The sequence below is a fragment of the Pseudomonas syringae group sp. J254-4 genome (assembly GCF_032586855.1).
Lineage (GTDB): Bacteria > Pseudomonadota > Gammaproteobacteria > Pseudomonadales > Pseudomonadaceae > Aquipseudomonas > Aquipseudomonas amygdali.
Genome location: NZ_JAWHOO010000015.1, coordinates 87763 through 110819, shown reverse-complemented (window position 1 = coordinate 110819; position 23057 = coordinate 87763). Strand labels below are relative to the sequence as shown.

At 57.0% G+C, this 23057-nt stretch carries 21 protein-coding genes, 1 tRNA gene and 1 pseudogene; 10 read left to right on the top strand and 13 right to left on the bottom strand.

Translation table 11 applies throughout. From position 1 onward, the window contains the following. Positions 1-67 precede the first annotated feature (67 nt). From RYB09_RS18325 to RYB09_RS18310, 4 genes are all read right to left on the bottom strand, one after another. On the bottom strand, positions 68-862 hold the full coding sequence (locus RYB09_RS18325; RefSeq protein WP_316889651.1) for a carbon-nitrogen hydrolase family protein: 795 nt from the start codon (positions 860-862) through the stop codon (positions 68-70). A 15-nt stretch (positions 863-877) separates the two neighbouring features. Beyond that, the gene (locus RYB09_RS18320) at positions 878-2557 is read right to left on the bottom strand and encodes a flavin monoamine oxidase family protein (RefSeq protein ID WP_005735082.1); all 1680 of its coding nucleotides are present in this window, start codon (positions 2555-2557) and stop codon (positions 878-880) included. 151 nt (positions 2558-2708) lie between these two features. Then, positions 2709-3170: an Lrp/AsnC family transcriptional regulator gene (locus RYB09_RS18315; RefSeq protein WP_002555556.1), complete on the bottom strand. Its 462-nt coding sequence runs from the start codon at positions 3168-3170 to the stop codon at positions 2709-2711. Between the two features lie 10 nt (positions 3171-3180). Then, positions 3181-4248 (bottom strand): FUSC family protein, encoded by a 1068-nt coding sequence (locus tag RYB09_RS18310; protein ID WP_058401007.1) that lies wholly within the window; start codon positions 4246-4248, stop codon positions 3181-3183. Positions 4249-4559: 311 nt separating this feature from the next. On the opposite strand from RYB09_RS18310, the gene RYB09_RS18305 reads away from it, so the two are divergent. Next, positions 4560-4883, top strand: a complete 324-nt coding sequence (locus tag RYB09_RS18305) for a helix-turn-helix domain-containing protein (RefSeq protein ID WP_004654729.1) — start codon at positions 4560-4562, stop codon at positions 4881-4883. A gap of 114 nt (positions 4884-4997) precedes the next feature. Here the strand turns inward: RYB09_RS18305 and RYB09_RS18300 are convergent, their stop codons facing one another. Next, a complete protein-coding gene (locus RYB09_RS18300) occupies positions 4998-6128 on the bottom strand; it encodes a Fic family protein (protein ID WP_057404992.1) in 1131 nt (376 codons plus the stop codon). Positions 6129-6407: 279 nt separating this feature from the next. Between RYB09_RS18300 and RYB09_RS18295 the strand changes: the two genes are divergently transcribed. The 7 genes and pseudogenes from RYB09_RS18295 to RYB09_RS18265 all read left to right on the top strand — a co-directional run bounded on the left by RYB09_RS18295 (position 6408) and on the right by RYB09_RS18265 (position 15283). Next, positions 6408-7703, top strand: a complete 1296-nt coding sequence (locus RYB09_RS18295) for a M20 family metallopeptidase (RefSeq protein ID WP_122280265.1) — start codon at positions 6408-6410, stop codon at positions 7701-7703. Positions 7704-8180: 477 nt separating this feature from the next. Next, on the top strand, positions 8181-12221 hold the full coding sequence (locus RYB09_RS18290; protein WP_316889646.1) for a Pls/PosA family non-ribosomal peptide synthetase: 4041 nt from the start codon (positions 8181-8183) through the stop codon (positions 12219-12221). Further along, entirely contained in the window at positions 12218-12862 is a 645-nt protein-coding gene (locus RYB09_RS18285) for a 4'-phosphopantetheinyl transferase family protein (RefSeq protein ID WP_122258476.1), read from the top strand. Before RYB09_RS18290 ends, RYB09_RS18285 begins: the two co-directional genes overlap by 4 nt. A 107-nt stretch (positions 12863-12969) precedes the next feature. Beyond that, the gene (locus RYB09_RS18280; RefSeq protein ID WP_057460022.1) at positions 12970-13221 is read left to right on the top strand and encodes a helix-turn-helix transcriptional regulator; all 252 of its coding nucleotides are present in this window, start codon (positions 12970-12972) and stop codon (positions 13219-13221) included. A gap of 15 nt (positions 13222-13236) precedes the next feature. Further along, positions 13237-13692 (top strand): annotated as a pseudogene (locus RYB09_RS18275) (HipA domain-containing protein); the annotation flags it as partial. A 129-nt stretch (positions 13693-13821) separates the two neighbouring features. Then, positions 13822-14658, top strand: a complete 837-nt coding sequence (locus RYB09_RS18270) for an AraC family transcriptional regulator (RefSeq protein WP_058401001.1) — start codon at positions 13822-13824, stop codon at positions 14656-14658. Between the two features lie 49 nt (positions 14659-14707). Further along, positions 14708-15283, top strand: coding sequence for a LysE family translocator (locus RYB09_RS18265; protein WP_058401000.1), 576 nt, complete (start codon positions 14708-14710; stop codon positions 15281-15283). 176 nt (positions 15284-15459) lie between these two features. Here RYB09_RS18265 and RYB09_RS18260 read toward each other — a convergent pair whose 3' ends face one another. Next, on the bottom strand, positions 15460-16275 hold the full coding sequence (locus tag RYB09_RS18260) for a formate/nitrite transporter family protein (RefSeq protein ID WP_316889642.1): 816 nt from the start codon (positions 16273-16275) through the stop codon (positions 15460-15462). Positions 16276-16695: 420 nt separating this feature from the next. On the opposite strand from RYB09_RS18260, the gene msrA reads away from it, so the two are divergent. Further along, on the top strand, positions 16696-17202 hold the full coding sequence (gene msrA, locus RYB09_RS18255; RefSeq protein WP_024663355.1) for a peptide-methionine (S)-S-oxide reductase MsrA: 507 nt from the start codon (positions 16696-16698) through the stop codon (positions 17200-17202). Positions 17203-17288: 86 nt separating this feature from the next. On the opposite strand, the gene RYB09_RS18250 is transcribed toward msrA, so the two are convergent. From RYB09_RS18250 to RYB09_RS18230, 5 genes are all read right to left on the bottom strand, one after another. Continuing rightward, positions 17289-17735: a hypothetical protein gene (locus RYB09_RS18250; protein WP_054076623.1), complete on the bottom strand. Its 447-nt coding sequence runs from the start codon at positions 17733-17735 to the stop codon at positions 17289-17291. 509 nt (positions 17736-18244) lie between these two features. After that, a tRNA-OTHER gene (locus RYB09_RS18245) sits at positions 18245-18312 on the bottom strand. A 149-nt stretch (positions 18313-18461) separates the two neighbouring features. Beyond that, positions 18462-19097, bottom strand: a complete 636-nt coding sequence (locus RYB09_RS18240; protein ID WP_163030979.1) for a hypothetical protein — start codon at positions 19095-19097, stop codon at positions 18462-18464. A 7-nt stretch (positions 19098-19104) separates the two neighbouring features. Beyond that, the gene (locus RYB09_RS18235) at positions 19105-20142 is read right to left on the bottom strand and encodes an ImmA/IrrE family metallo-endopeptidase (RefSeq protein ID WP_122679699.1); all 1038 of its coding nucleotides are present in this window, start codon (positions 20140-20142) and stop codon (positions 19105-19107) included. 24 nt (positions 20143-20166) lie between these two features. After that, a complete protein-coding gene (locus RYB09_RS18230; RefSeq protein ID WP_163030978.1) occupies positions 20167-20508 on the bottom strand; it encodes a hypothetical protein in 342 nt (113 codons plus the stop codon). Positions 20509-20629: 121 nt separating this feature from the next. Between RYB09_RS18230 and RYB09_RS18225 the strand changes: the two genes are divergently transcribed. Then, positions 20630-21196, top strand: coding sequence for a sce7726 family protein (locus RYB09_RS18225; RefSeq protein ID WP_122679700.1), 567 nt, complete (start codon positions 20630-20632; stop codon positions 21194-21196). On the opposite strand, the gene RYB09_RS18220 is transcribed toward RYB09_RS18225, so the two are convergent. Together RYB09_RS18220 and mobC are read right to left on the bottom strand one after the other, a co-directional pair. Then, on the bottom strand, positions 21180-22205 hold the full coding sequence (locus RYB09_RS18220; protein WP_316889633.1) for a beta family protein: 1026 nt from the start codon (positions 22203-22205) through the stop codon (positions 21180-21182). The two genes, RYB09_RS18225 and RYB09_RS18220, sit on opposite strands and share 17 nt — an antisense overlap. Positions 22206-22392: 187 nt before the next feature. Next, positions 22393-22986 (bottom strand): plasmid mobilization relaxosome protein MobC, encoded by a 594-nt coding sequence (gene mobC / locus RYB09_RS18215; RefSeq protein ID WP_316889631.1) that lies wholly within the window; start codon positions 22984-22986, stop codon positions 22393-22395. Positions 22987-23057 lie beyond the last annotated feature (71 nt).

The window sequence follows — 23057 nt, the reverse complement described above, 5'->3', positions numbered from 1 at the left end:
GCGGAGCGTCGCACGATAGTCGAGATCGTCACTCCAGTGTAGGAGCGCCGAGCGTGACGCCTCGGGATCAAGTCAGCGACGTATACAGCCCCGGCCGACGATCAACGAAATAGTCGTTCACCGTCCTGGCCTGGGCCAGCAATGCCTTGTCCAGCGTCCCCACCAGCAAGCCTTCGTCCTGACATGCCAGCAGTGGGCGGCTGCCGTCCGGTGCGCAGAGGCTGCTGAGCCCGCAGTAACGAATCTCGCCTTCGCTGCCGCAATAGTTGGCGTACACCACGTAGCAGTGGTTCTCGAACGCTCGCGCCCGTACGGTCACTTCACAGACAAAGTCGTAAGGCAGCATGTTCGCGGTCGGCACCAGTATCAGCTCGGCCCCTGCCAGCGCGAGCCGACGGGTGTTTTCAGGGAACTCCACGTCGTAGCAAATCAGCATGCCCAGACGCCAGCCGTTCAATTCGACCACCGGGTAATGATCCTCGCCTGCTGCGAACATCGACCTGTCCAGCTCACTGAACAGATGGGTCTTGCGGTAGTTGCACAGACGTGTGCCCTGGCTGTCGATCAACTGCACGGCGTTGTAGATCTGCTGATCAGGCCCGCGCTCCGGGTAGCCGTACAGAATCGCAATGCCGCTGGCTTGCGCGATGGCGGCAATGCGTGTCGCCGCCGGACCGTCCTGCGCTTGCGCCAGTTCACTGGCTGCCTGTGCACCGATGTTGTAGCCAGTCAGGAACATCTCCGGGCAGATGAGCAGCTGTGCCCCTTGCTCTGCGACAGTCTGGGCCTGGTGTTCCAGACGCGTCAGGTTGCCGCTGACATCCAGCGGCAACGGCGAGCATTGATACAGCGCAATGCGCATGGGAGCTTCCTTCTGTCAGTCGCCCAGTGCAATCGGGCCGATTTCATGGAACACGTCACCGGGGCCTGGGTTCTCGGCGTGAGTCTTGCCACCGAAGTGGTTCATGATGCCCCACACGGCGTTGAGCGAAGTCTGCACTGCGCCTTCAACCCAGGCCGGTGTCCAGGATACATCGTCACCGGCTATGAACATGCCGCGCTGTTCGCTGGGCATGTCCTGCTGCATGAAGTGCGCGTACATGCGCTGGTTATAGCGGTAATGCCCCGGCAGCGCACCCTTGAAGGCACCCAGGAAGTGCGGGTCGGCCTCCCAGGAAACGGTGATTGGGTCGCCGATGATGCGCGCTGCGATGTCCACTTTCGGATAGATCTTCTTCAGCGCATCAAGCGCCAGCTTCACACGCTTCTCGATAGGCTGCGGCAGCATCTTCAGCGCATCGCTCATCCACGAGTAAGACAGGCAGATCACGCCCGGCTTGTCGTCACCGTTATCGAACAGGTACGTGCCACGGGTCAGGCGATCGGTGAGGGTCATGCTCATCAGATCGCGACCGGTTTCCGGGTCCTTGTCTTTCCAGAACGGACGGTCGACCATCACGAAAGTCTTCGAGGATTGCATGTAGCGAGTGCGGTCCAGGGCCATCCACATTTTTTGCGAGAACAACGATTCTTCGCATTCGATCTGCGTGGTCAGCAGCCAGCTCTGGCAGGTGGTCAGCACGGCTGCGTATTGCCGGGTGTCGCCCCAGTTGTCAGTCACGGAAAAGCTTCCGTCCTCGGCCCGAGCAATACGTTTTACGCCAGGACGCGGTGCGCCACGGTGCAGCGAAGACAGGCTGGTGCCCTTGGGCCAGTGCGCGCAACGCTCGGGCACGTGGCTCCACAAACCGACCGGCACCTGCTGCACGCCGCCGACGATCAGGTGCTGGTGCTCATCGCAATTGGTCATCACCACGCGGAAGATTTCCAGCATCGAGTTGGGGAAATCCGAGTCCCAGCCGCCGGTGCCGAAGCCTACCTGACCGAACACCTCGCGATGATAGAAAGACAGTTTGGCGAAGGCCTTGGACGTCGCGACGAAATCGTAGAAGGTGCGGTCGTCCCACAGCGGCACCAGCTTGTTCCACAGCTCTTTGAGGCGCGGCACATCACGGTCACGGATAGCCTGCTGGATGTCACCGAACTGCGAGCCGCTTTCCAGTGCGTCGGCCCAGGCGTCGGCCACTTCCTGAAACAGCGCCGGCAGATCCGAGAGCATTTGTGCGTAATAGGTGGTGCCTTCCAGGTCGATGACGGTGCTGCCTGAAGCGGCGGTCAGCGGGTTGGGAAAGGGCCTGGACTCAAGGCCCAGTTTGTCGACGTAATGAAAGAATGCGGTCGATGACACCGGAAAACGCATGCCGCCCAGTTCGGCAACGATGCCTTTGGCACCTTCAAACTCTTGCGAACGCAACCGCCCACCCATCTTGGAGGCTTCGTAAACCACTGGCTTGAGGCCCATCTTCATCAGCTCGTAGGCCGCCACCAGCCCGGCGATACCGGCACCGATAATCGCTACTTCCGCGCCATGATTTTCAGCCGGGATACTGCCCAGACCTTTCGGGTGTTCGATCCAGTCATCGAAGGCAAAGGGGAAGTCGGGGCCGAACATGGTGATCGGCTTTTTGCCGTTGGCAGGGTGACGGTTGTTCTTCATGACGGACCTTGATGGGCAACGGCGAAAAACAACAGTCTAGAGAAGGGTGAGCACGTAAATAAGACGCAAAGTGTCGTCGTTATGCTGTTTGTTTATGCGAATTGACGAAAATTTTGGTCATATTGTATGGTTCTGTTCAGCCACGGCTTGCTTATACCGGTTGCCCGCGGTCGATCTTGCTGCTGAGGATGATCGATGTCGTGGTCTTCTCGACACCATCCACGCTGCCGATCAGGTCCAGTAGCTGGTCCAGTTGCTCGGGAGAGTCCGTGCGCAGCCAGGCGACATAATCGAACTCGCCACTCACCGCACAGAGTTGCTGAACCTGCGCCATGGCACTCAGCCGCCGCAACACTTCCTTGCCCGATCGAGGTTGCACGGTAATGCCGACATACGCCTGCAATCCGCCACTGACCACTCGCTGGCCAAGGCGCACGCCATAGCCGGTAATCACCTTGCTGCTTTCCAGGCGTGCCAGCCGGGAGGTAACGGTGGTGCGGGCGATGCCCAGTTGACGGGCGAGCATGGCAACGCTTTCGCGTGCATTGATTTGCAGCGCTGCGATCAACTGGCGATCAATTTCGTCCAGCACGGGCGGGCGGGTATCGGGCACGGGTATTTCCTTAAAACTTCCAGCGTTTGGCGGTCTTGGCCAGACGTGCCTGCAGGCCATCCAGGTTCTGTGCCAGTTGCTGAGTCATCAAGTGATAGCCCATCAACTCGGCTGGAATGACCGGCTGCGCGGGAGCGCTTTCTGATGTGCGTACCAGACGCTCGGTTGCGCCGGTTTGCAGCGCGCGAGCCATGCCGATCAACTGACGACGGATCTGCCGGTAATCGTTATCCAGCGAAGTCTTCAACGACTCGCCCGCCACTTTATCCAGATCGGCGGGGCGAATATTGGCAAGAATTTCCAGGGTGCTCAGGCACATGCGGAAATGGCCTTGAATGGCGTCCAGTTCGACCATGGACATCTTCACTTCCTTGGAAACCGACGGCAGCAGTGAGCGCAATTGCAGCATCGTGGCGTTGAGCCTGGCGGTCAGCTTGAGATGCTCGTCTGCGGTGACCGGCTGGCCTTGCACGATGCGTCCATAGACCTTGGCGCAATCACGCAAGCCACTGGCCAGGTTGTAGCGCCAGGAAAACACGGCATACAGCGGCAGGGCGAAGGAGAAGGCCAGCGCCAGCGCGATACCGATCAAAATATCTACTGTGCGCCACAACCCGTCACTGATCGGGTTGTAGCCATGACCAGCCACGATAAACAGCGTTATCGCCGACAGCAACGCGGTGTAACCGCCTTTGCCGATAGCGTGATAGGCAAAAAAACCGCACAGCACCGACATCATCGCGTAGGTCAGCAACGGCATTTCCAGATAGCCCTGCTGGACCACCACGATCAGGCCAAGACCAGCCCCAATCAACGTTCCGTAGGCGCGCTCGACTGATTTTTTGCCGATATTGCCGTGGTGCTGCAAACCGCCGATCACGATCAGCATCGTCACCGACGCCCACTCGCCATGGGGCAGATTGAGGCCCGTGGTCAACAGAATCGTCACCAGCAAGCCCACCGCAATTCGCGCCGCGTGGATCAGCCGCGCATGCCGATAACGGCGATACGGGTCCAGCAGCGGACGCAGAACAGGGCGAAGCCAGGAGGGTATGAAAGCAGAGCGCGAATTCGTCATGCGTTAAGAGACCGCGAGGGTAGGGAAGAGATTCCCTGATTGGATGATGGCAGGTCTCAGTAAGCCACATTTTGAGAGGAGATGGGTGGTGTATGTTGGCGATCAGTGAACATGACATCGTGGATTCAAGCGGTAGGAATGACGATCTGAATTCAGTAAGGATGAAATCCAGCACTTTTTAAGATGCCTTTATATGAGGCTTTATGGTCATTAATGTGTACTTTCATGATCTATTATCTACAGGTTCAAGCCTGCAAGCTTGCTACTTTGTGATTCCTTGAACCCCCGCGCCTGCTCGCTGGTAACTGCTCATGAAAGCTTTTTTCCCCGTTCAATGCAGCGACACGCTGTTGCGGATTGCCCTGCTGGTAAAGCAGGCCCGGCTACAACAGGGCGTTCGGCAAGTGGATCTTGCCGAGCGGCTGGGCATTTCGCTGCGTACATTTCGACGCATCGAAGCAGGCAGCGCAGACGGCGTATCGCTGCGCGACTTCATGCTGGTGGTCTGGGGGCTGGGTGTGTCAGAGCGCTTGTTTCAGGGGCTGCGAGACGACGAGTCGTTTAGCGTCGAACAGCTTGAAGCGGCCGACCGCAAGCGCGTTCGCCTGCCCAGAAGCAAGCCGGAGGACTTCTGATGGCTCAGGCCTACATTTATATGGCGTGTCCTGTGTGCAGAGTTGGACGCTACGGTCGATGCTACCAGTGCCGCGCGCTTGAAGGGCTAGTAGCCCTCTCAGATTCTGCAGCCCTTATGGCAAGGGCCGATTGATCTGGTAGCGAGTGCTGCGGCCGCCGCCGGGCAGACGAGTCAGGCAGTTTCTGCCAAGCAGATCACTTAAATGCCGGGTCGCCGTGGCCTTGGAGACTTTCGCTACCGCTTGATACTGCGCGGCGCTCAGACCTTCTTCAAAGCCCCGCTCGCCGCCATCAAGCAGTCGATTCAACACCTTGACCTGCTCGGCGGACAAGCCGTCACCATTGTGCAACTGCCAGAATCGCGTCTTGGCCAACACCCGTTCGATACGAACCAGGGCATGCTCAATGCTGTTCAGCAATGTGCGCAAAAACCATTCCAGCCACTCGGTGATATCGGTTGTACGTTTCTGGCTGGTTTCCAGAACATGGTAATACCCGGCGCGGTCATCGAGGATGCTGGCAGACATGGAAAACAGCCGAATGGCTTGTTGATCGCCCTGAGTCAGCGTCAGGTCAGTCAGTGCCCGCGTCAGGCGACCATTACCGTCGTCAAATGGATGCAGCGTCACAAACCAGAAATGTGCGATGCCGGCACGCACGAATGGATCTAGCCCCGGATCATTTTGACTGGCGGCAAACCAGTCGAGGAAGTCGTCCAGTTGTTGCGCAAGCACCGCGCGCGGTGGTGCTTCGAAATGCACGACCGGTCTATCAAGTCTCCCGGAGACCACCTGCATGGGCTCGTCGCTACGCAACTGGCCTGCCAGGATGCGAGCGGATACAAAGCTGTCTTCTGCCGGGAACAGCCAGCGATGCCAGGTGTACAGGCGTTGCAGGTCAAGCGGTTGATCGTGCCTGCGTGTGGCGTCCAGCATCAGCTCTGCCAACCCCTCGCTGCGGGGGTTTTGTTTACCGTTATTGGCAATACCCAGACGACGCGCCAACGAAGACCTGACAGAGCCCACATTCAGTCGCTCGCCTTCGATGGCAGACGAGGTAACAATATTCTGCAACAGGGTGTCCACGCCCTCGCGCATTTCGGCATCGCCACTCACTACGCCGCTCATTCCCAGCAGGCGACCTTGAGCTTTAGCGCACGCTCGTATCAAGGGCGCGATGCGTTCATCGCTCCAGTTGAAGTGGGGCCAGTCCGGCTGCTGCCAGATCCAGAGATGTTCGGACATTGGATATGCCTTTGAGGTGAGCCGAATACGGGTTTAATCGGCTCATAAGGTGAGCCGATTGTGCTGGCTATTCGGCTCACCGTCCAGACGTTGTTTCGGGCCAAAAAAATTCAACTACCGTTCGTCCGCCTTCATAGTGGTTCACTTGCTGGCGCAATGGAACCGTATCAGCCTTCCCGACACTTAGGACGGCACAGCATCGCTCCTTGTGGGCAATCTGATGAGATCCCGGGCGCAATGCCCCGGTCATCACTAATGGCCAAGCGGAGTTTATCTTCCATGAAAAAAAGTATTTCCCTGCTCACGACTTTGTTTTTCTGCCATGGCGCATTGGCAGGAACGATGCTCGATGAACAGAGCATTACTTCGTACGTCGACAGTCACAGTGCCGAGCAGGTCGCGTTGCTTGAAAAACTGGTGAACATCAACAGCGGCACGGACAACGTGGACGGTGTCGTCAAGGTCGGTGATCTGATGAAGGCAGAGTTGGAAGCGCTGGGCTTCGATACCCGTTGGCACGAGCTGCCCGCAGGGATGAACCATGCCGGTAGCCTTGTCGCGGTGCATGACGGTAACAAGTCTGCGAAACGAATTCTGCTGATAGGCCATCTGGACACGGTGTTTCCGGCCACCAGCAAGTTTCAGGAGTATTCATTGATAGATGGCGGCAAAAAAGCCAAAGGCCCCGGAGTGATCGACGACAAGGGCGGCCTGGTCACCATTCTTTACGCCTTGCAGGCGCTGAAACACAGCGGCGCATTGCAGGACATGAATATCTCTGTGGTCCTGGTTGGTGACGAAGAGCTGGCGGCCAAGCCGACTGAAATTTCCAGAGAATGGCTGATTGCCGAAGCCAAAAGAAGTGACATAGCACTGGGCTTTGAATTCGCCTTGTCGCCCAATCAGGCTCTCACCGAACGCAGAGGGTTGAGCGAATGGTTTCTGACCAGTACCGGCATAGACAAACACTCAGCGACTATTTTTCAGCCTGAAACCGGTTTCGGTGCGGTGTACGAGTCGGCCCGGGTGCTTGATGAAATTCGCTCCAAACTCTCCGGTGAGCAAGGCTTGACCATCAACCCTGGGCTCATTCTGGGCGGTGCCACAGCCCAGGAAGATGTACCAAGCGGGCAAGGCACTGCCTCGGGAAGAAAAACCACAATCGCCAGAATAGTGTCCGTGCATGGCGACCTGCGGTTCAGCAGTGAAGAACAGCGAAGCTCCGCCGAAGCCCGCCTGCAGGAAATAGCCAGTCACTCGCTGCCACAGACCCATAGCGAGTTGAAGATCAAGGCAATCATGCCGGTCATGGTTGATCGCGAAAGTAATCGCAAACTTCTGCAAGCCTACAGCAAGGTCAGCCAGGACCTTGATGGACCTGCACTGGAATCGGCTCCGTCAGCGGAAAGAGGCGGTGCCGATATTTCCTATGTGAACAAATATGTAACGGCGAGCCTGGACGGGCTTGGCGCGTGGGGGCAGGGTGCCCACAGCGAGAATGAAACCATCGATCTGAGTTCGCTGCCCGTGGTGACCAAACGCGCCGCGCTGTTCATCAGCCGCTATGGCAAATAGCTGCTCTTCAGTCGGGCGCTGAGCCCTGCCTGGCTGAAGAGCACAAGGCCGTCGGCAGCACCTGACGCGTGTTGCCGTCCTCAAGGTTTTTACCCTGAAAGATGCATTCCCTCCTTGGCTCACGGCACCGAAGTTTTCCTTTGAATGGAGCACTTGAAACGGTGCGCGCCATTCGTTTAAACGATCCCTGAGTGCAGTCATAGCACTGAAAAAACGGGCAGACCATTGTCTCGACAGGCACCTGCTGCCTTCGCTGCATCGTTCAAGATTCGTACAGCCAGTCTTTGCCATATTCGCCTTGCCAGCCTGTTCTTTCACCGCGGTGAGAGCTGCAGCGCTCCAGCCAAAATGTATCAAAACATAAATATTGCGGACACCTTGTCACCACAAAATGCACGCCACTCGCTGATGGACCGGCTCTGACCCCATAACCAGAAATCTCAGGCATCTCCTTCAGACGAGCGAATATTTGCTGCCATGAATAACCTGAACCTGCTGCAGACCTGCCAGAACGAACAATCGGCGGACGTGATTTACGGTCCGATTCAACCTGAACTGCTGCGCGAGGAAGTGCTGGCCGATTTGCTGGAAGCCAGCGCCCGGCGCGATCCGCAGCAAGTGGCACTGATCTTCGGCGAGCACCGGATCAGTTATGGGGAGCTGGACCGGCAGGCTGATCAGGTGGCTTCTGCGCTGATCAAGGCTGGCGTAAGGCCGGGGCACATCGTTGGTCTGTGGCTGCCGCGAGGCATTGAGCTTCTGGTGATGCAGGCCGGTATCGCCAAGGCGGGTGCCGCCTGGCTGCCTCTGGATCAGGACACGCCGGTTGAGCGTCTGCAGATATGCCTGGACGATGCCAGTGCCGTGGGGCTGGTGTCCTGTAACGCGCTGAGCCCGTTGCTGGCTGGTAGCGGTCTGAAAGTGTGGACTGCCGAATCGCTGCTGACACAGACCGACGCAGCGTTGGTGCGCCGCAGTGGTGTGCTTCCCGAACATCCTGCGTACGTGATCTACACCTCCGGCTCCACCGGCAAGCCCAAGGGCATCCTGATTTCCCAGCGCAGCATCTGCCATTTCCTGCGCAGCGAAAACGCGGTACTCGGTATCCGCGCCAGCGACCGGGTCTACCAGGGCTTTTCCGTGGCATTCGACATGTCGTTCGAGGAAATCTGGATTGCCTATCTGGTGGGCGCAACGTTGTGGATAGGCCCAAAGGAAACCAGCGGAGACCCCGAAACCCTGCCACGTCTGCTGAACGAGCAGCGCATCAGCGTTTTGCACGCGGTGCCTACCTTGCTGGCGCTGTTCAGCGAAGACGTCCCCGGCCTGCGCGTGATCAATCTGGGCGGCGAGATGTGCCCTGAGTCGCTGGTCGACCGCTGGGCCACGCCGAACCGGCAAATGTTCAACACCTACGGGCCCACCGAAGCCACTGTATCGGCGAGTCTGGCGCGGTTGTCGCGTGGTCGCCCGGTCTCGATTGGTACGCCGCTCCCCAATTATGGTCTGTTGGTAATCGCCAATGACCCAGCGGTCGGCAGCAGCCTGGCACCCAGCCTGCTGCCCCGTGGCGAAGTCGGCGAACTGTGCATCATCGGCCCAGGTCTGGCTGAAGGTTATCTGGGCAGGCCGGATCTGACCCAGGAGAAATTCCTGCCTAACCCGTGGTCCACCGGCTATCACGATGCGCGCCTGTACCGGACCGGCGACCTCGCACGGATCGACGATGAAGGGCAAGTACAATGCCTGGGACGTGCCGATGATCAGGTGAAAATTCGTGGCTTTCGCGTCGAACTGGGCGAGATTGAAGCGCTGTTGGCGCAACAACCCGGTGTAGGTACTGTCGCAGTCCTGTTGCGCAACGAGGGTGGCGTTGATCAGTTGATTGCTTATCTGGTTTGCGACACATCGACGGATTCCACATTCACCAGCCAGATGCGCAAGGCCTTGCAGGCCCGGTTACCGTCGTACATGGTGCCGGGGCATTTCGAGCTGCTCGATAGCATGCCGCGCCTCACGTCCGGAAAAATCGACCGCAAAACACTCAAGGCCCGCCCGTTGACGGTTGATGCCGCTGGTGCTGACGCAGAGTCCGACGTGGCTGAAACTGAAGGCGAAATTGCACTGTTTGCTGCGTTGGCCACACTCTTTCCAGGCATGCCGATCCGCCGCAATGCGGACTTTTTCACCGATCTGGGCGGGCATTCCTTCTTTGCCGCTCGTTTGGCCTCGGCCTTGCGGGCGAACCCTCGCTTTGCACAAATCACCGTGCGCGACATTTACCAGCAACGCCGTATCGGCGCGATTGCCGAAGTGCTGGATCAAGCACCGCAAGAGATGGCTGCCCCGGTCGACTGGACGCTTCCGTCCGCGTGGCGTCGCTGGCGCTGCGGCGTGGCTCAGGCCCTGGCATTGCCGGTAATGGTCAGCCTGCGAATGACCCAGTGGCTCGCGCCGTTCTTTACCTACCACTTGCTTACCGGTTCGCCTGACGACTCTGTGGCTTTGGCGACTCTGGCTTCTATCTCGGTGTTTCTGATTGCCACCGTTCTGCAGTTTTTCATCGCGTGGGCGGCCAAATGGCTGATCGTTGGTCGCCTGAAGCCTGGAATATACCCATTGTGGGGCGTCACTTACTTTCGCTGGTGGGCCGCCGACCGTATGGTCGAGTCGGCACCGACTTACCTGTTGAGTGGTTCTTCGCTTTATCCCCTGTGGCTGCGCGCCCTGGGAGCAAAGATCGGTGAGGAAGTGATTATCGGCGGGGCCACAATGCGGGCCCACGACCTGCTGGAAATCGGTGACGGGGTCAGCGTCGGCAACGGCGTGAGCTTCGAGAACGCACGCGTCGAGCGGGGTCAGCTGCATCTGGGACGTATCGCCTTGCAGGACAATGCCTGTGTGGGTTCTTACGTGATCATGGAAGGCAATACCGCTATCGGTCCGTGGGGGCATCTTGAGGCGCAATCGGCCATGGCCGACGGCCGGCAGGTTCCGGCTGGGCGTATCTGGCAGGGCTCACCTGCGCGTGATGTCGGCGCGTTCGATACGCTCAGTCAGCCTGCGCGGCCCATGGCAAGTCGTGCGCGCTTGCGTGCAGAAAAACTGTTCTTTGCCCTCGGTATTCTGTCGGTTGCCACGCTGTTCTTCATTCCGGTCTTCCCTACTTTTTTCCTGATCGACTGGTTCGATACCCGGCACGTGTTGCCGTGGTTTGAGGGCAGCGGGGCAGCGGGGCAATTGGCTCGCTATTTCATACTCGCGTTTCCGGCCAGTGCGGTGCTGATCGTCGCGACTGTTCTGGCGTCTGCGGCATTGCGCTGGATCGTCTTTCCACGTCTCAAGCCGGGTCGCTATGCGGTACACAGCAATACCTACTGCGCCAAGTGGCTGATCAGCCAGATTCAGGAAGCGAGCCTCAACGTGCTGTCCGGCATCTACGCCACGGTGTATTCGCCCTTCTGGTATCGACTGTTGGGTGCGAAAGTAGGGCGCGACGCCGAGATTTCCAGCGCCCAGGGCGTCATTCCGGACATGCTGACCCTGGGTGATGAAACCTTTATCGCCGATGCGGTGATGCTGGGCGATGAGCGTATCGATGGCGGCTGGATGACCATGCAACCCACAGTCGTATCCAATCGCAGCTTTGTCGGCAACGGCGGTTACATTTCAGATGGCACGGTGCTGCCAGAAAACGTCCTGATCGGCGTCCACTCCTGTGCACCGGATAACAGCAAGATGGCCGATGGCGACACCTGGCTGGGCTCGCCGCCAATTCACCTGCCAGCCCGCGAGCAGGTAAGCGGTGCTCCGGAATCGCTGACCTTCAAGCCCTCGCCATTGCGTCGTCTGGCCCGAGGTCTGGTCGAAGGTGTACGCATCGTCACTCCGCACGCAGTGGTGATTGCGGTTGGCTATACGGTGATGCTTGACCTGATGCCACTCGCCGACCAAGAGCGCTGGGGTGCCGTGCTGGCTTACCTTGCCGTAATCGGCCTGGCTTACAGCGTGGGTAACTTTCTGTTGATTGCAGCCTTGAAGTGGCTGGTCATGGGGCGCTATCGCAAACGCGCGGACCCTATGTGGACGCCATTCGTATGGCTCTCGGAAGGCATCACCAGTCTCTATGAAGGCATGGCCGCACCAAACTTCATGCGCTACCTGCGCGGTACTCCGTGGCTGCCGCTGGCCTTCAACCTGCTCGGCTGCAAGATTGGACGAGGGGTGTACATGGACACCACCGACATCACCGAATTCGACTGCGTCAGCATCGGCGCAGACAGCGAACTGAATGCCGGTGCCTGCCCGCAAACACACCTGTTTGAAGACCGGGTGATGAAAATCGACCACGTCATCATCGGCGAACGGGTGTACATGGGGCCACGCAGCGCCGTGCTCTACAGCGCCGTAGTCGGCAACGATGCGCACCTTGGCCCACTGACCCTGGTGATGAAAGGCGAACACATCCCCGCGTGCAGCCGCTGGGCCGGCTGCCCTGCGGCACCTGACAAAGCATGAGGCCCGGAGCGAGCTGGACATTTGATGAAAATGGCCAGCTTGCCCCTCCCAAGTCTTTCCCGAACCACGGTGTATTGCTGGTCAGTTGCGTCACCAGGCCTGGCTCTGCAAGAGATGACGCGAGAAACCGCATTCGGACCTGCGCGCGTATAGCCGTGGGGCAGTGGCTCGAATTGCCCCCGGACGCGATCACGTTCATCAGCGCTCCAGGTGTTGCACCGCGATTGATGATCGACGGCCTGCCGGAGCCCGGTTTTTCCATCAGCCACGAAGCTGGATTCTCTCTGGCTGCGGTCAATCTCAACGGAGCGGTGGGTGTGGACTTGATGCAGGTCCAGCCTGTACCGGACTGGCAGGTTGTTGCGCGGGATTATCTCGGGCCAGATGTAGGTGCGCGACTGCGGGATGTTTCCGAGACGATGCGCCCGGTCGCGTTTGCCAGGGCCTGGTGTGAGCGAGAAGCGTTTTTGAAACTGCATGGGCGTGAGTTGGGGGAGTGGGCAGAGGTGGGGCAGTTGGAGGGCGTGGGCATCGAGGTTGAATTGGGGACGAATGTGGTTGGGATGGTGGCTTTGAAATGGCCTCGATGTGTAGCTCAGAGCCGCCAGGCCTCATCTGACTTTGTAATAGCATTTCAATAAATCCGCTAGCCGGTGCCGCGATTCAAAGCCCCGTTCACACAACAGTTTGATTTATTCAAAGGTTAGGTATACGTTACATTTCATCTAATTTGTTATGTATACGGAACATGGACTATTCCCTCATCACAACGCGTCTTGGCGAGCAGATTCGGCAGCGCCGCCTCAATCGAGGGCTTACGCAAGCCAGGCTTGCCACGATGGCAGCCGTCACCCGGCAAAAGATAATTGCCGTAGAAAAAGGTGACCTCTCAGTAGGTATGACGGCCTATGCGCGCGTGCTCGGGGCGCTGGATTGTGAGCTCTCGGTCATACCCGCTGTCATGCCTACACTGGATGAAATTGAGGGAGTATTCGACTGATGATGACCACGCTGCAAGAGCTACTCCGCTATCGCCGAAGCAATCCGTCTGTTCTGTGCCCCCGACCAGGTACAGGACTCATTGGCCCAGCTATTCGCCATCGTGACCCTGAGCTGTATTGTCGGCAACGGCGACGCCCACCTGAAAAACTTCGGTTTGCTGTATTCCAACCCCACCCAACGAGATGCACGGCTCGCTCCAGCTTACGACATCGTCAACACCACGGCTTACATCCCCGAGGACGTGTTGGCACTGGATCTGCTCGGCAACAAGTCGCTATTCGCCTCGCGGCAGGGCCTACTGGATTTCGCCCAGATCTGTGATGTGACACGTCCAGAGGAGGTGATTTCCGGGCAACTTCAGGCACTGGAGCAAGTACTGGCGCGTTCGGTTGAGCTGAACGAGCGGGCGCCGGAGGTCATCGCTGCGGTCAGGCGATGTGCTGAGCCGTTTATGAAAACTTTTGGATAGCGAGCCGTTGGGCTTCGTGTCGCGACCTTTGGCAACTGCAATTCCAACAGACAGATGAATGCACGAATGTTCTAGACTCACCTCCTGACGTCAGCGATAACCAATCGCTTTCATCGATTCAGGTGTTTTATGCCTTCCACACACTGGATAGACCTCGCTCGCGACTTTGATACAGGCATCGAGACGCTGCACGCGCACTTTCAGGGGCATGCCTATGATCCCCATTGGCATGACAGCTATCTGGTGGGTGTTACCCGGCAAGGTGTGCAGCAATTCAATTGCCGCCGTCAGCGCCATGCCAGCACGCCCGGGCAGGTGTTCACACTGGAACCGGGGGAAATTCATGATGGCAATGCCCCGTGCGCCGAAGGGTTCACCTATCAGATGCTGTACCTGGACCCGCATTGGCTGAGCCGGGAGCTCAGTGGGTTGTTCGATCAGGCTCCCGACCAGCATCTGCCTTCTTTCGCCAACACCCTGCAAACCGAATCACGGCTGGCTCACGCGGTCACGTTCGCTTTCACGGCGCTGCATCAAAAAGAACTACGCATCGTTCGTCAAAGCGCGTTGGATGAATTACTGGCGCAGCTCATTGATCGGGTGCAATGGCGACGCATGACCGATCCCGATCCGCGCTTGCCGCAGGTGGCCTTGCGGGCGAGGGATTATCTGCACGCGCATCTGCATCAGGACGTGGGCATGAACGAGTTGGCAACTGTTTGTGGCGTTGACCGCTTTCGCCTGACTCGGGCGTTCAAGGCCGCCTTCGGCCTGCCGCCTCATGCATATCTGGTACAGCTGCGCCTGGCCAAGGCCCGTCGAATGCTGGCAGCCGGAATCTGGCCCGCTCAGGTGGCCAGCGATCTGGGCTTTGCTGACCAAAGCCATCTGGGCCGCTGGTTCATGCGCGCCTACGGACTGAGCCCGGCGGCCTATCGCTTGCGCTGCTCAAACCTTCCAGACTGATCCTGTGGTATGTCGCAGCATGGGCTTTTTCAGCCCTGGATTGCCGATCATGCTGCCTTTCATTCTGTTCGCCTTCGTCGCCTCGATTACCCCCGGCCCCACCAACATCCTTGTATTAAGCAACAGTGCCCGCTTCGGCTGGCGCGCCGTCGTACCGTTGATTCTGGGAGCCTGCACCGGCGCTGCACTGTTGGTGTTGCTCGTCGGCATGGGTGTCGGCCACTCACTGCTCGCGATCCCCAATGCTCAGCGCGTCATGGCGTGGGTCGGCGTGCTGTGGCTGACCTGGCTGGCCTGGAAGACAGGTGCCAGCCCGACCGACTCAATCGAGCGGCAAAACAGCCTACCGATGGGCTTTATCGGTGGCGCAGCACTGCAATTAGTAAATCCCAAGACCTGGGTCATGGCGCTGGCGGTGGTCAGTGTATTCAGCCAGAGCAACCCGGTGTCTTACCTGGCGCTGGTGTTCTTTCTGATTTCCTTGCCCTGCCTCGGCAGCTGGGCGTTGATGGGCGCAGGCTCGACCCGCTGGCTCACATCGCCTTGGCGAGTGAAGTGCATGAATAGAGTGCTGGCGGTTTTGTTGCTGCTGGCGGCGTGGATCGGTTTTATGGACAGTGTCTGAACGTGTGCGGCATGGGTTGGCAGCAGGCACGCGAGGAGTCGGCTTCATTTCAAATCAAAGGCTGCTCTTGTCGAGCAACTCGACTATTTGCTTGTGACGTGAGTTTTGCTCTTTAACTTGCTGGTTTGCTCTGCGGTCGTCATCTCTTTTCACCACAGAGCGTGTATGGCGTCAGATTATTCCGGTGCTTGCGCGCCGCTGGTCCTGGACAGCTCAACAGGTCGGGCTGCCGCATTGAAGAAGGCCAGGTGATAGGCCAGGCCTACGAACACCGCACCGCCCACCGCGTTACCCAAAAATACCGGAACGAAGTTGTCGCCGAACTGCGCCCAGCTCAAGGCGCCGGCAAAGATCGCTGCAGGAATAACGAACATGTTGGCGACGATGTGCTGAAAGCCGATCGCGACGAATGCCATCACCGGAAACCACATGCCGACCACTTTACCGATCACGTCCTTGCTCGCGTAGCTGAGCCACACCGCCAGGCACACCAGCCAATTGCAGCCAATGCCGGAGATGAACGCCTGTTCAAAGCTGGCCCCCACCTTGGCATTGGCGATGGCCACAGTCTTGGCCATGAATGCTCCTTCAGTCAGCCCCACCACATGGCCGAAACAATAGGCGACGAACAGCGCGCCGATCAGGTTGGCCAGCGTCACCAGTACCCAGTTGCGCACCAACTGACCCAGACCGATACGCCCGGCGAACAGCGCCATGGGCAGGCTCATCATGTTGCCGGTCAGCAACTCGCCACCGGCCAGCACCACCAGAATAAGCCCGACCGGAAATACCACAGCACCAAGCAGATTGCCCAGCGACGCCCATTCGTGAGGGATCATGGTGCTGACATGAATATCGAGAAGAAACCCGAGGGCAATGAAAGCCCCTGCCAGAAAGCCCAGGATCATCAACGACGACAGGCCCAAGTGGGCTTTCTTGACGCCACTTTCGACGGCAATTTCAGCGATTTGCTGCGGGGTGTTCAGAGACATGGTGGGCTCGTGCGTGGTCGTGGGCTGAGCGTGGGGAGCAGAAGCTCAAGCGGTGCGCGCATCTGTCGCACGGGGAAACAACGTTACGGAATGTTTCGGAGGATGGCTAATCGGATGTTTTGATCGGGTGATTGAGAGGGTCGATGACTGGACTTACAGTTGTTTGGTTGGCAGGTTTGTAGTGGGTCAACTAAACCCGATCACTGAGTTGTCAGCGAACGAGCCATCTTGGAAACGCTGACTCAAGCGCTCAAGCCAGCGGATTCTGATGCAACTGTAGGCAACGGAGCAAGGCGCCAAGGCTTCTGTAGGACGTGTACTCGTTCCGCAACACGATCCGGTTTTTTACTTCATCCGGCTTGGTATTGCCTGACATCACCCCATAACTATCCCTGTATCCATGAACAGCAAGGACAGACCATGACCAACTCAACCGAAACCGCCATCCTTGCCGGCGGCTGCTTCTGGGGCATGCAAGATTTATTGCGACGCTACCCCGGCGTGCTGCATACGCGAGTCGGCTACACCGGTGGTGACGTACCGAACGCCACCTACCGCAACCACGGCAATCATGCCGAAGCGATTGAGATCGTGTTTGACCCGGCGGTGATCAGCTACCGGCAGATTCTTGAGTTCTTTTTCCAGATCCATGACCCGAGCACGCCTAACCGGCAGGGCAATGATCTTGGACCAAGCTATCGTTCGGCGATTTACTACCTGAGCGAACAGCAAAGGGATATTGCCGAAGATACCGCGGCTGACGTGGACGCCTCCAAGCTGTGGCCGGGGCGTGTGGTCACACAAATCGAGCCCGCCAGCGAGTTCTGGGAGGCGGAGCCGGAGCATCAGGATTATCTGGAGCGGATACCGAACGGGTATACCTGTCACTTCATCCGGCCGAACTGGAAGTTGCCCAAGCGGGCTTGAACCTGAATTGCACCGGGAAAGGCTGGGATAGGGGAGAGCGCAAAGGCTGACCTGCCCCTGTCATGCAGGCGACATCAGGGGTAGCATCAGCCCTCACAACTCTGCTTGTTAATTTCGAACTGTCCAACCTCTTTTACATTTTTGCTGCCAAAAATGTAAATGAGGGTGCCGCCTAAGGAAAGTATCGATTGGTCGCTGCGCATTTGCGCGGCGCAATTAGCCTTGAGGATGTTTGATTTCATAACGCCCAAGTCAACGTTATTGGGATGAGTGTCATAACGGGTCAACGTGTAATAGAACTTGAGTGCGTGACTGTTGGCCGCTTGCGCCCGAACGAAGGTTATATCTTCGTCGATTATTCGATTCTGGGCCATCGTTCGCGCGGTCACAATGATGAGGTCGCTGAGAAAGGTGGGTTTGCTCGGCTGGGGTGTTTCTTGGAAAGCCTGTATGACCAGAACCCCCACCACGCTCAAAAACAGTAACCCCCACGCCGAATACACAAGCGTCTTCCTGGTTTTTTCGCCGGGCATAGATTTCATTCCTTTGAGGTTGTTCAAGGGTGGGCATTCTACGACAACACCCCTTGTTCGACAGCCCTCCAGATCTGCGTTTGTGCAGCGGCTGCGGCGCCTCGGGGCATCTTATCAACGATGCATCGCTGACCTGGTCAGGGTACTGCCATGAACAGAAGGCATCCGGACACGCAGCGCAACCAGCAACGCGGCCAACACAGCATCAGGATGGCCGTCTCTACGAATACGCCTGTACTGCCAACGAGGCTGAACATCGCACCGCCAGCGGCTGCGCCTGTTGCGATGGTCGACTGCACAGAGGTGCAACAACTTCCCTCTGCGCCAGCGCCTGCGAAGAATTGAGCTGCGATCTGAACGGCAGTTTTTGGCCGATTCTGTTGAAAAGGTCGGTTCTCTCGAATTGTCCGGAAGCTGAGCGGTGAAGGCGCGTACCTTTGGACCATAGGACTGTATCTGACGTGTTCCGCCAGAAACACAAAAGCCGCGCAATGCGCGGCTTTCAAAGGTGGTGGGCCCACACGGACTCGAACCGTGGACCAAAGGATTATGAGTTGCTGGGCGACACTATAAGCCCAGCAAAAACGAGCATAATTTTCCGTAGGTGCAGGAAGCTTTAAGTGTTTCAATATCATGGGTTTAGCGTAATTCTGCGAAGTCTATGAAACATCGGCATTGTACTGCTACTGTACCGTTTCCTTCCACCATCACGATAGTTTTGGCGCTTCATGCGGTGGCGCAGCTCGGCAGTAGATACTTTCCGCCGGTATCTGTCCGCAGACTTCTCAGGTAGCCCCAAAGCGCCTCATTCACAGTCTCTAATGGGTTCGCCGCTGTCCGGCCAAACGAGATGCTGATAGCCATGTCGACATCCGGTCGGCCCCGGACCTTGTCCGAGACCTGCTGAAAATCTATATGCTTCAAAACAAGCCACATTGCCTCTTCCAGGCAGATTAAATGGGCCCAAAGAGCATCCACTGTTGGCACGTCATCAACCTTGGAAAGAGCCACATAGGCCCGTTTGTCTCCGCTCAGCAGTTCTGCCTCGTTGCCGTATAACGCAGCGAACAATGTTGCCTCTCCGCTATCAATATCGGGCCGATTGAGTAGCAATAGTGGATTTGCTGATTCGGCCACGACCTGAACCTCGCATGCCGCTGCCACCAGTTGTCGCGCGAGATCCACTGCTTCCTGGGTGCCAAGCTTTGCTAGGGCCTTGTCATCTTTGGTTAGCTTCAACTGGAATTTGAGCTGCGGTAGCACCGCGAAATCGGCTAAGGCGCAGTTTAGCGCTCCAGCCAGTTCGTGGAGAAGGTGGTATTGGCAGATCTTCTTGGCGGCATCACTATCTAGCAGATACAAGAACGGGTTACCTCGCAAATCCCTGCATGGTGAAAAGGTGGTCGGCACCTTCCTCGGTTATCGCTGACAGGTCAGCATTTTTTATGAACCTGTCTCGCAGTAACTCAATTGCTCCAATGTCTTGCGGCACGAAACCCATCGCTTGGTTCGCCCTGATCCAGTCATCATGCTCCTTTGCATAGGACATGATCAGATGCCCGAGATCTATACCGTGAGTTAGACCAAGCTTCATTGCTGCGGCGGCGAGTGTCGCAGCAGATGCTTGGCGGGGGATCTGCCGGATGATATCTATTTGGCCGTGCCTGATTAGACTGAGCGCAAAAGCATCTGCCTCCCGTTCTTGCGCATCGCGCCGAACCTGAGCCCGCCCCTCAAGTCCCTCGCTGACGTCCGCTATATCCTCATCGACCAGCGCACCATTTGTCTGGACGTGCTCGCACAAGATGTGCGCTAGCTCATGAGCCAGCACAAACAACTGCTTTGAGTGCACTGCATAGTTGAAGCCAAGTAATATCGAGGGGCGGCCATCCACCATGACAGCCATGCCGGTCATTCGTTTGGTGTTTTTAGGCATGTCCTTTAAGAACAGGACTGGAATGCCATGCATCCAGCACAAGTCCAACAAACCTTCGAAATCAACACATGCTTTGCCAGTGCTTTTGCGTACCAATTCATAAATTGCCAGTGGGTCTGCAGGCAACGCACGGTAAGCTTCGCGGGTGGCAAAAACCGCTACGCGCGCCAAAGCGATGCCGAGGCTCGCCGCGACATTTAATTCATCGGCATCAGTTCCTGCCCGATGCTTGAAATTGGCACGAGCTGCCCGTGGCTCGATCGCCAGATCACCGTCTTGCCCAAAACTTACGTCCAGGCCTAACCGCTGCTTCAGGATCAGAGCGAACTGGAAGGCCCCTGCACTGGTTTTCAGAAGGCTGTTGTCCCACCAGTCAGGCAGGAGCTTCGTGACATACGCACGCGGGTAGCCAGCAGCCTTGAGGCTTTCGAACGCAGTTTTAACGGTTATCGGAGTCTTTGCGTCATGCATATGCAACCTCCTATAACGCTGTTCCTAGGTACATGTTCCCACGCTGGCGCGGCTATGTGCAAAGAGTAAGTCAGCAAGTCTGCGCGCGTGATCATCAGAGCCATCCCAGATAGTGGCTAGCGCTTCCATCAGGATTTCGCTTGAGCGAGGGTCGAGTGTGTCTTCGCGTGCATCAATATTCGCAAATTTGCATAAGCGCAGATGTGTTTTTGTCACTTTTTTCGGTGCGGCAAATAAATTTCGATAGACCTGGGATTGGTTTATGCCTGTAGCCTTTGCTATAGATGAGCTCGTTCCAATGCCGTTCGCAGTGAAAAACTGCAGCAGCTCCGAGATAAGTTGGTGCAGCGGTTTTGGTCGATTCATGCATTATTTATAGCATATATGCATATTCTTCGCCATCAGCTAAAATTCCTTCGTTGTGTCGGAAAAGGGACGCAGCTGACATCTCTTTCCGGCATGATTGATGCCCCCTTGAGGAACGACCATGCGCGAAGCCGAAATAAAACTCGCTCTCACATACCATCTGGCAGCTGCGATGCCTAACGACGTCTTCCATTTCTTGGAGGAGGTTGAAATCAACGGTGGTGAGATTCGGGCGGATCTCGTACAGGTCATGGACATGCATTGCTATGAGATAAAAAGCGCCAGTGATTCACTGAACAGACTTATTGGTCAGGGATCTCGGTATGCTCGGGCTTTCGATCAGGTCACTCTCGTTACCGCTGAATGCCACCTCAAAAAGGCAATGCCTATGCTCCCTCCTTGGTGGGGGGTAATGGTGGTGCCTAATGAGTCAGGAAAGGGCTTCAAGCAGGTTCGGAAGGCTAAGGCAAACACTCGCCACAAGCCTGATGTGCTGGTAACTTTAATTAAGCGCGAAGAAGGTCTGCAGATTCTAGAAGAGCTGGGTATTACGCGTGGCTTCAAAAGCAAGAGCCTGTACGTCATACAAGCCAAGGTCGCTGAACTACTCCCCTTGAAAGATCTCAAGGAGAGGGTTCGCAAATGCCTAATCGAGCGTGCTATGGGCTGTCTCAGTACTGCTCTTTAAGTACGTACGCGATGTGGTGACTCCAGCCTTCAGTGATGTGGTAATGACCGCAGCGCTTCTGTTTCACCGGCACGGTAGGGTCTGCTCGCTCAGAAAGGATCTGATCGCCAAATGAGTATGGAGCGCCTTTGAAGTCCTTGGGATATGTGTTTACCAAGATCTCGGAGATTGCGACAGAGTCGTTGGTGGTTTTTCCATCAGCCCGCAGGATGAGCCAGTCAACACCTCTGGTGTATCGAATAGCAATGCGATTGCTGCGCCGCTCCAGAATCTCCTCAGTCCACTCCGGGGATAGAGTTCCGTAATCACCGAACCCTAACCCCAGATTCGGCACATTAGCATTCACGTCGTACCAGAATCGCCAATCGGACCGTTGGAATGTCGCGCTACCTGTTTTGACCGAAGCTAAGCTCGCGGGGTAGGCGCCAGAGACGAGATGCATAGATTGGTAGCCGATAGCGGCTAAAGAATTCAGGTCGTGGCCAAAGCTAGTGACCTGCGCGGGCGACCACTCTTTTGGGCTTACGCCCAGATCGACAATCAAAGTTGTGTTGATGCCTGCGGCTTTAAGGTACGCGTAGGCCCCTTTAGCAAGTTGCAGCTTATCGTTAGGGACTGCTAGCGCCCCTAAGCGCAGGCGAATACCCACACCTGGCAACGATGCGGCCAGTTTCAGGAACTTCGCTCCCATATTTGCAACGTAAGCTGGCCCGATTATCGGGGAAGCGGGGATTTTCTGCTGAACCGCATGTTGCATGAAGTCCAGGAGCTCGCTCTGTCGGACGTGGCTCAAAAGTCCACTGGGGTTTGAGTAGTCCACAAGTACGTCGTGTGGCCAAACAGTCTGAAGTTTGCTCAGAAGATTCAGGTGCTGTTTGGAAGTACGTACCTCGATACAGGGGCGCATACGAGGTTTGAGTTCGGCATCTACCTTTTCGAGGGCGCGCTGCTCCCAAGATTGCCATTTGATGACTGGCATATACTGCGGATGCTTCGGAAATTTAGCCATGGACCCTCCTTGGTGTTCTTGATATGAGCATCTATAGCACTTTGCCATGAGTGCGCGCAATCCGACCTGCGTCCCATTGCCGTGAGCACCACATCTGTTACGGCGCCTGATGGTGTTGGTGTATGCGGTGAGTAATGATGCGCTGGCAGGCCCCTAACTCAGCATTCATGCTTCACCGGAGGTGCATTCACTCCCGGCCCCTCTGGTGGGTATGTCCCAGCCCATCCTCAGGCGTCTGCCTAAGGTCCCAGCGTTCAATGCTGGCGCGAATTGCCCGACTAACCTTTTCTGTATGGTTGTCGATGATTCTGCTCAGCGCCTCGATCCGCTCGGCTGTAACCGGCTCATATCCGCCTTCGTTCATGCGGCGGGCGATCTGGTTGAGATTTCGTCCTAGAGCCAAAAGCTGATAGTTCGATTCACCTAATGCATCGATTTCATCCATGCCGAACTGTGGCTCGTGGGTCAAACCGATCCGGATGGCGTCGACGATCCAACGCCTCATGGAACACCGCTCTATCTGAGCTCGCTCGTTGATAGCTGCTTTCTCCGAAGCAGTCAGCAGGATTTCAAAGCGTTGCATGGGATCGCGTGTCGTCGTCTCTTCGACCTGCTGGTAAGGCTTTAGCGGTGGGTTGGCTGCTGATTGCGCAAGCTGTTGCTCAATCGCAGCTTTGATTGCTGCTCCAGGAGATTTACCCAAAGCGAGGCAATAATCCGCCCAGCGAGCTTTTAGGTCTGCTCCAAGGTGAACGTTCAAGGCTCGGCTTGAGCTCTCCATAAACACTCCAGTCGACGATAACGAAACTTGCAAAGCCATGCGCTGCTAAATGTGTGCGCACATTAACCGGC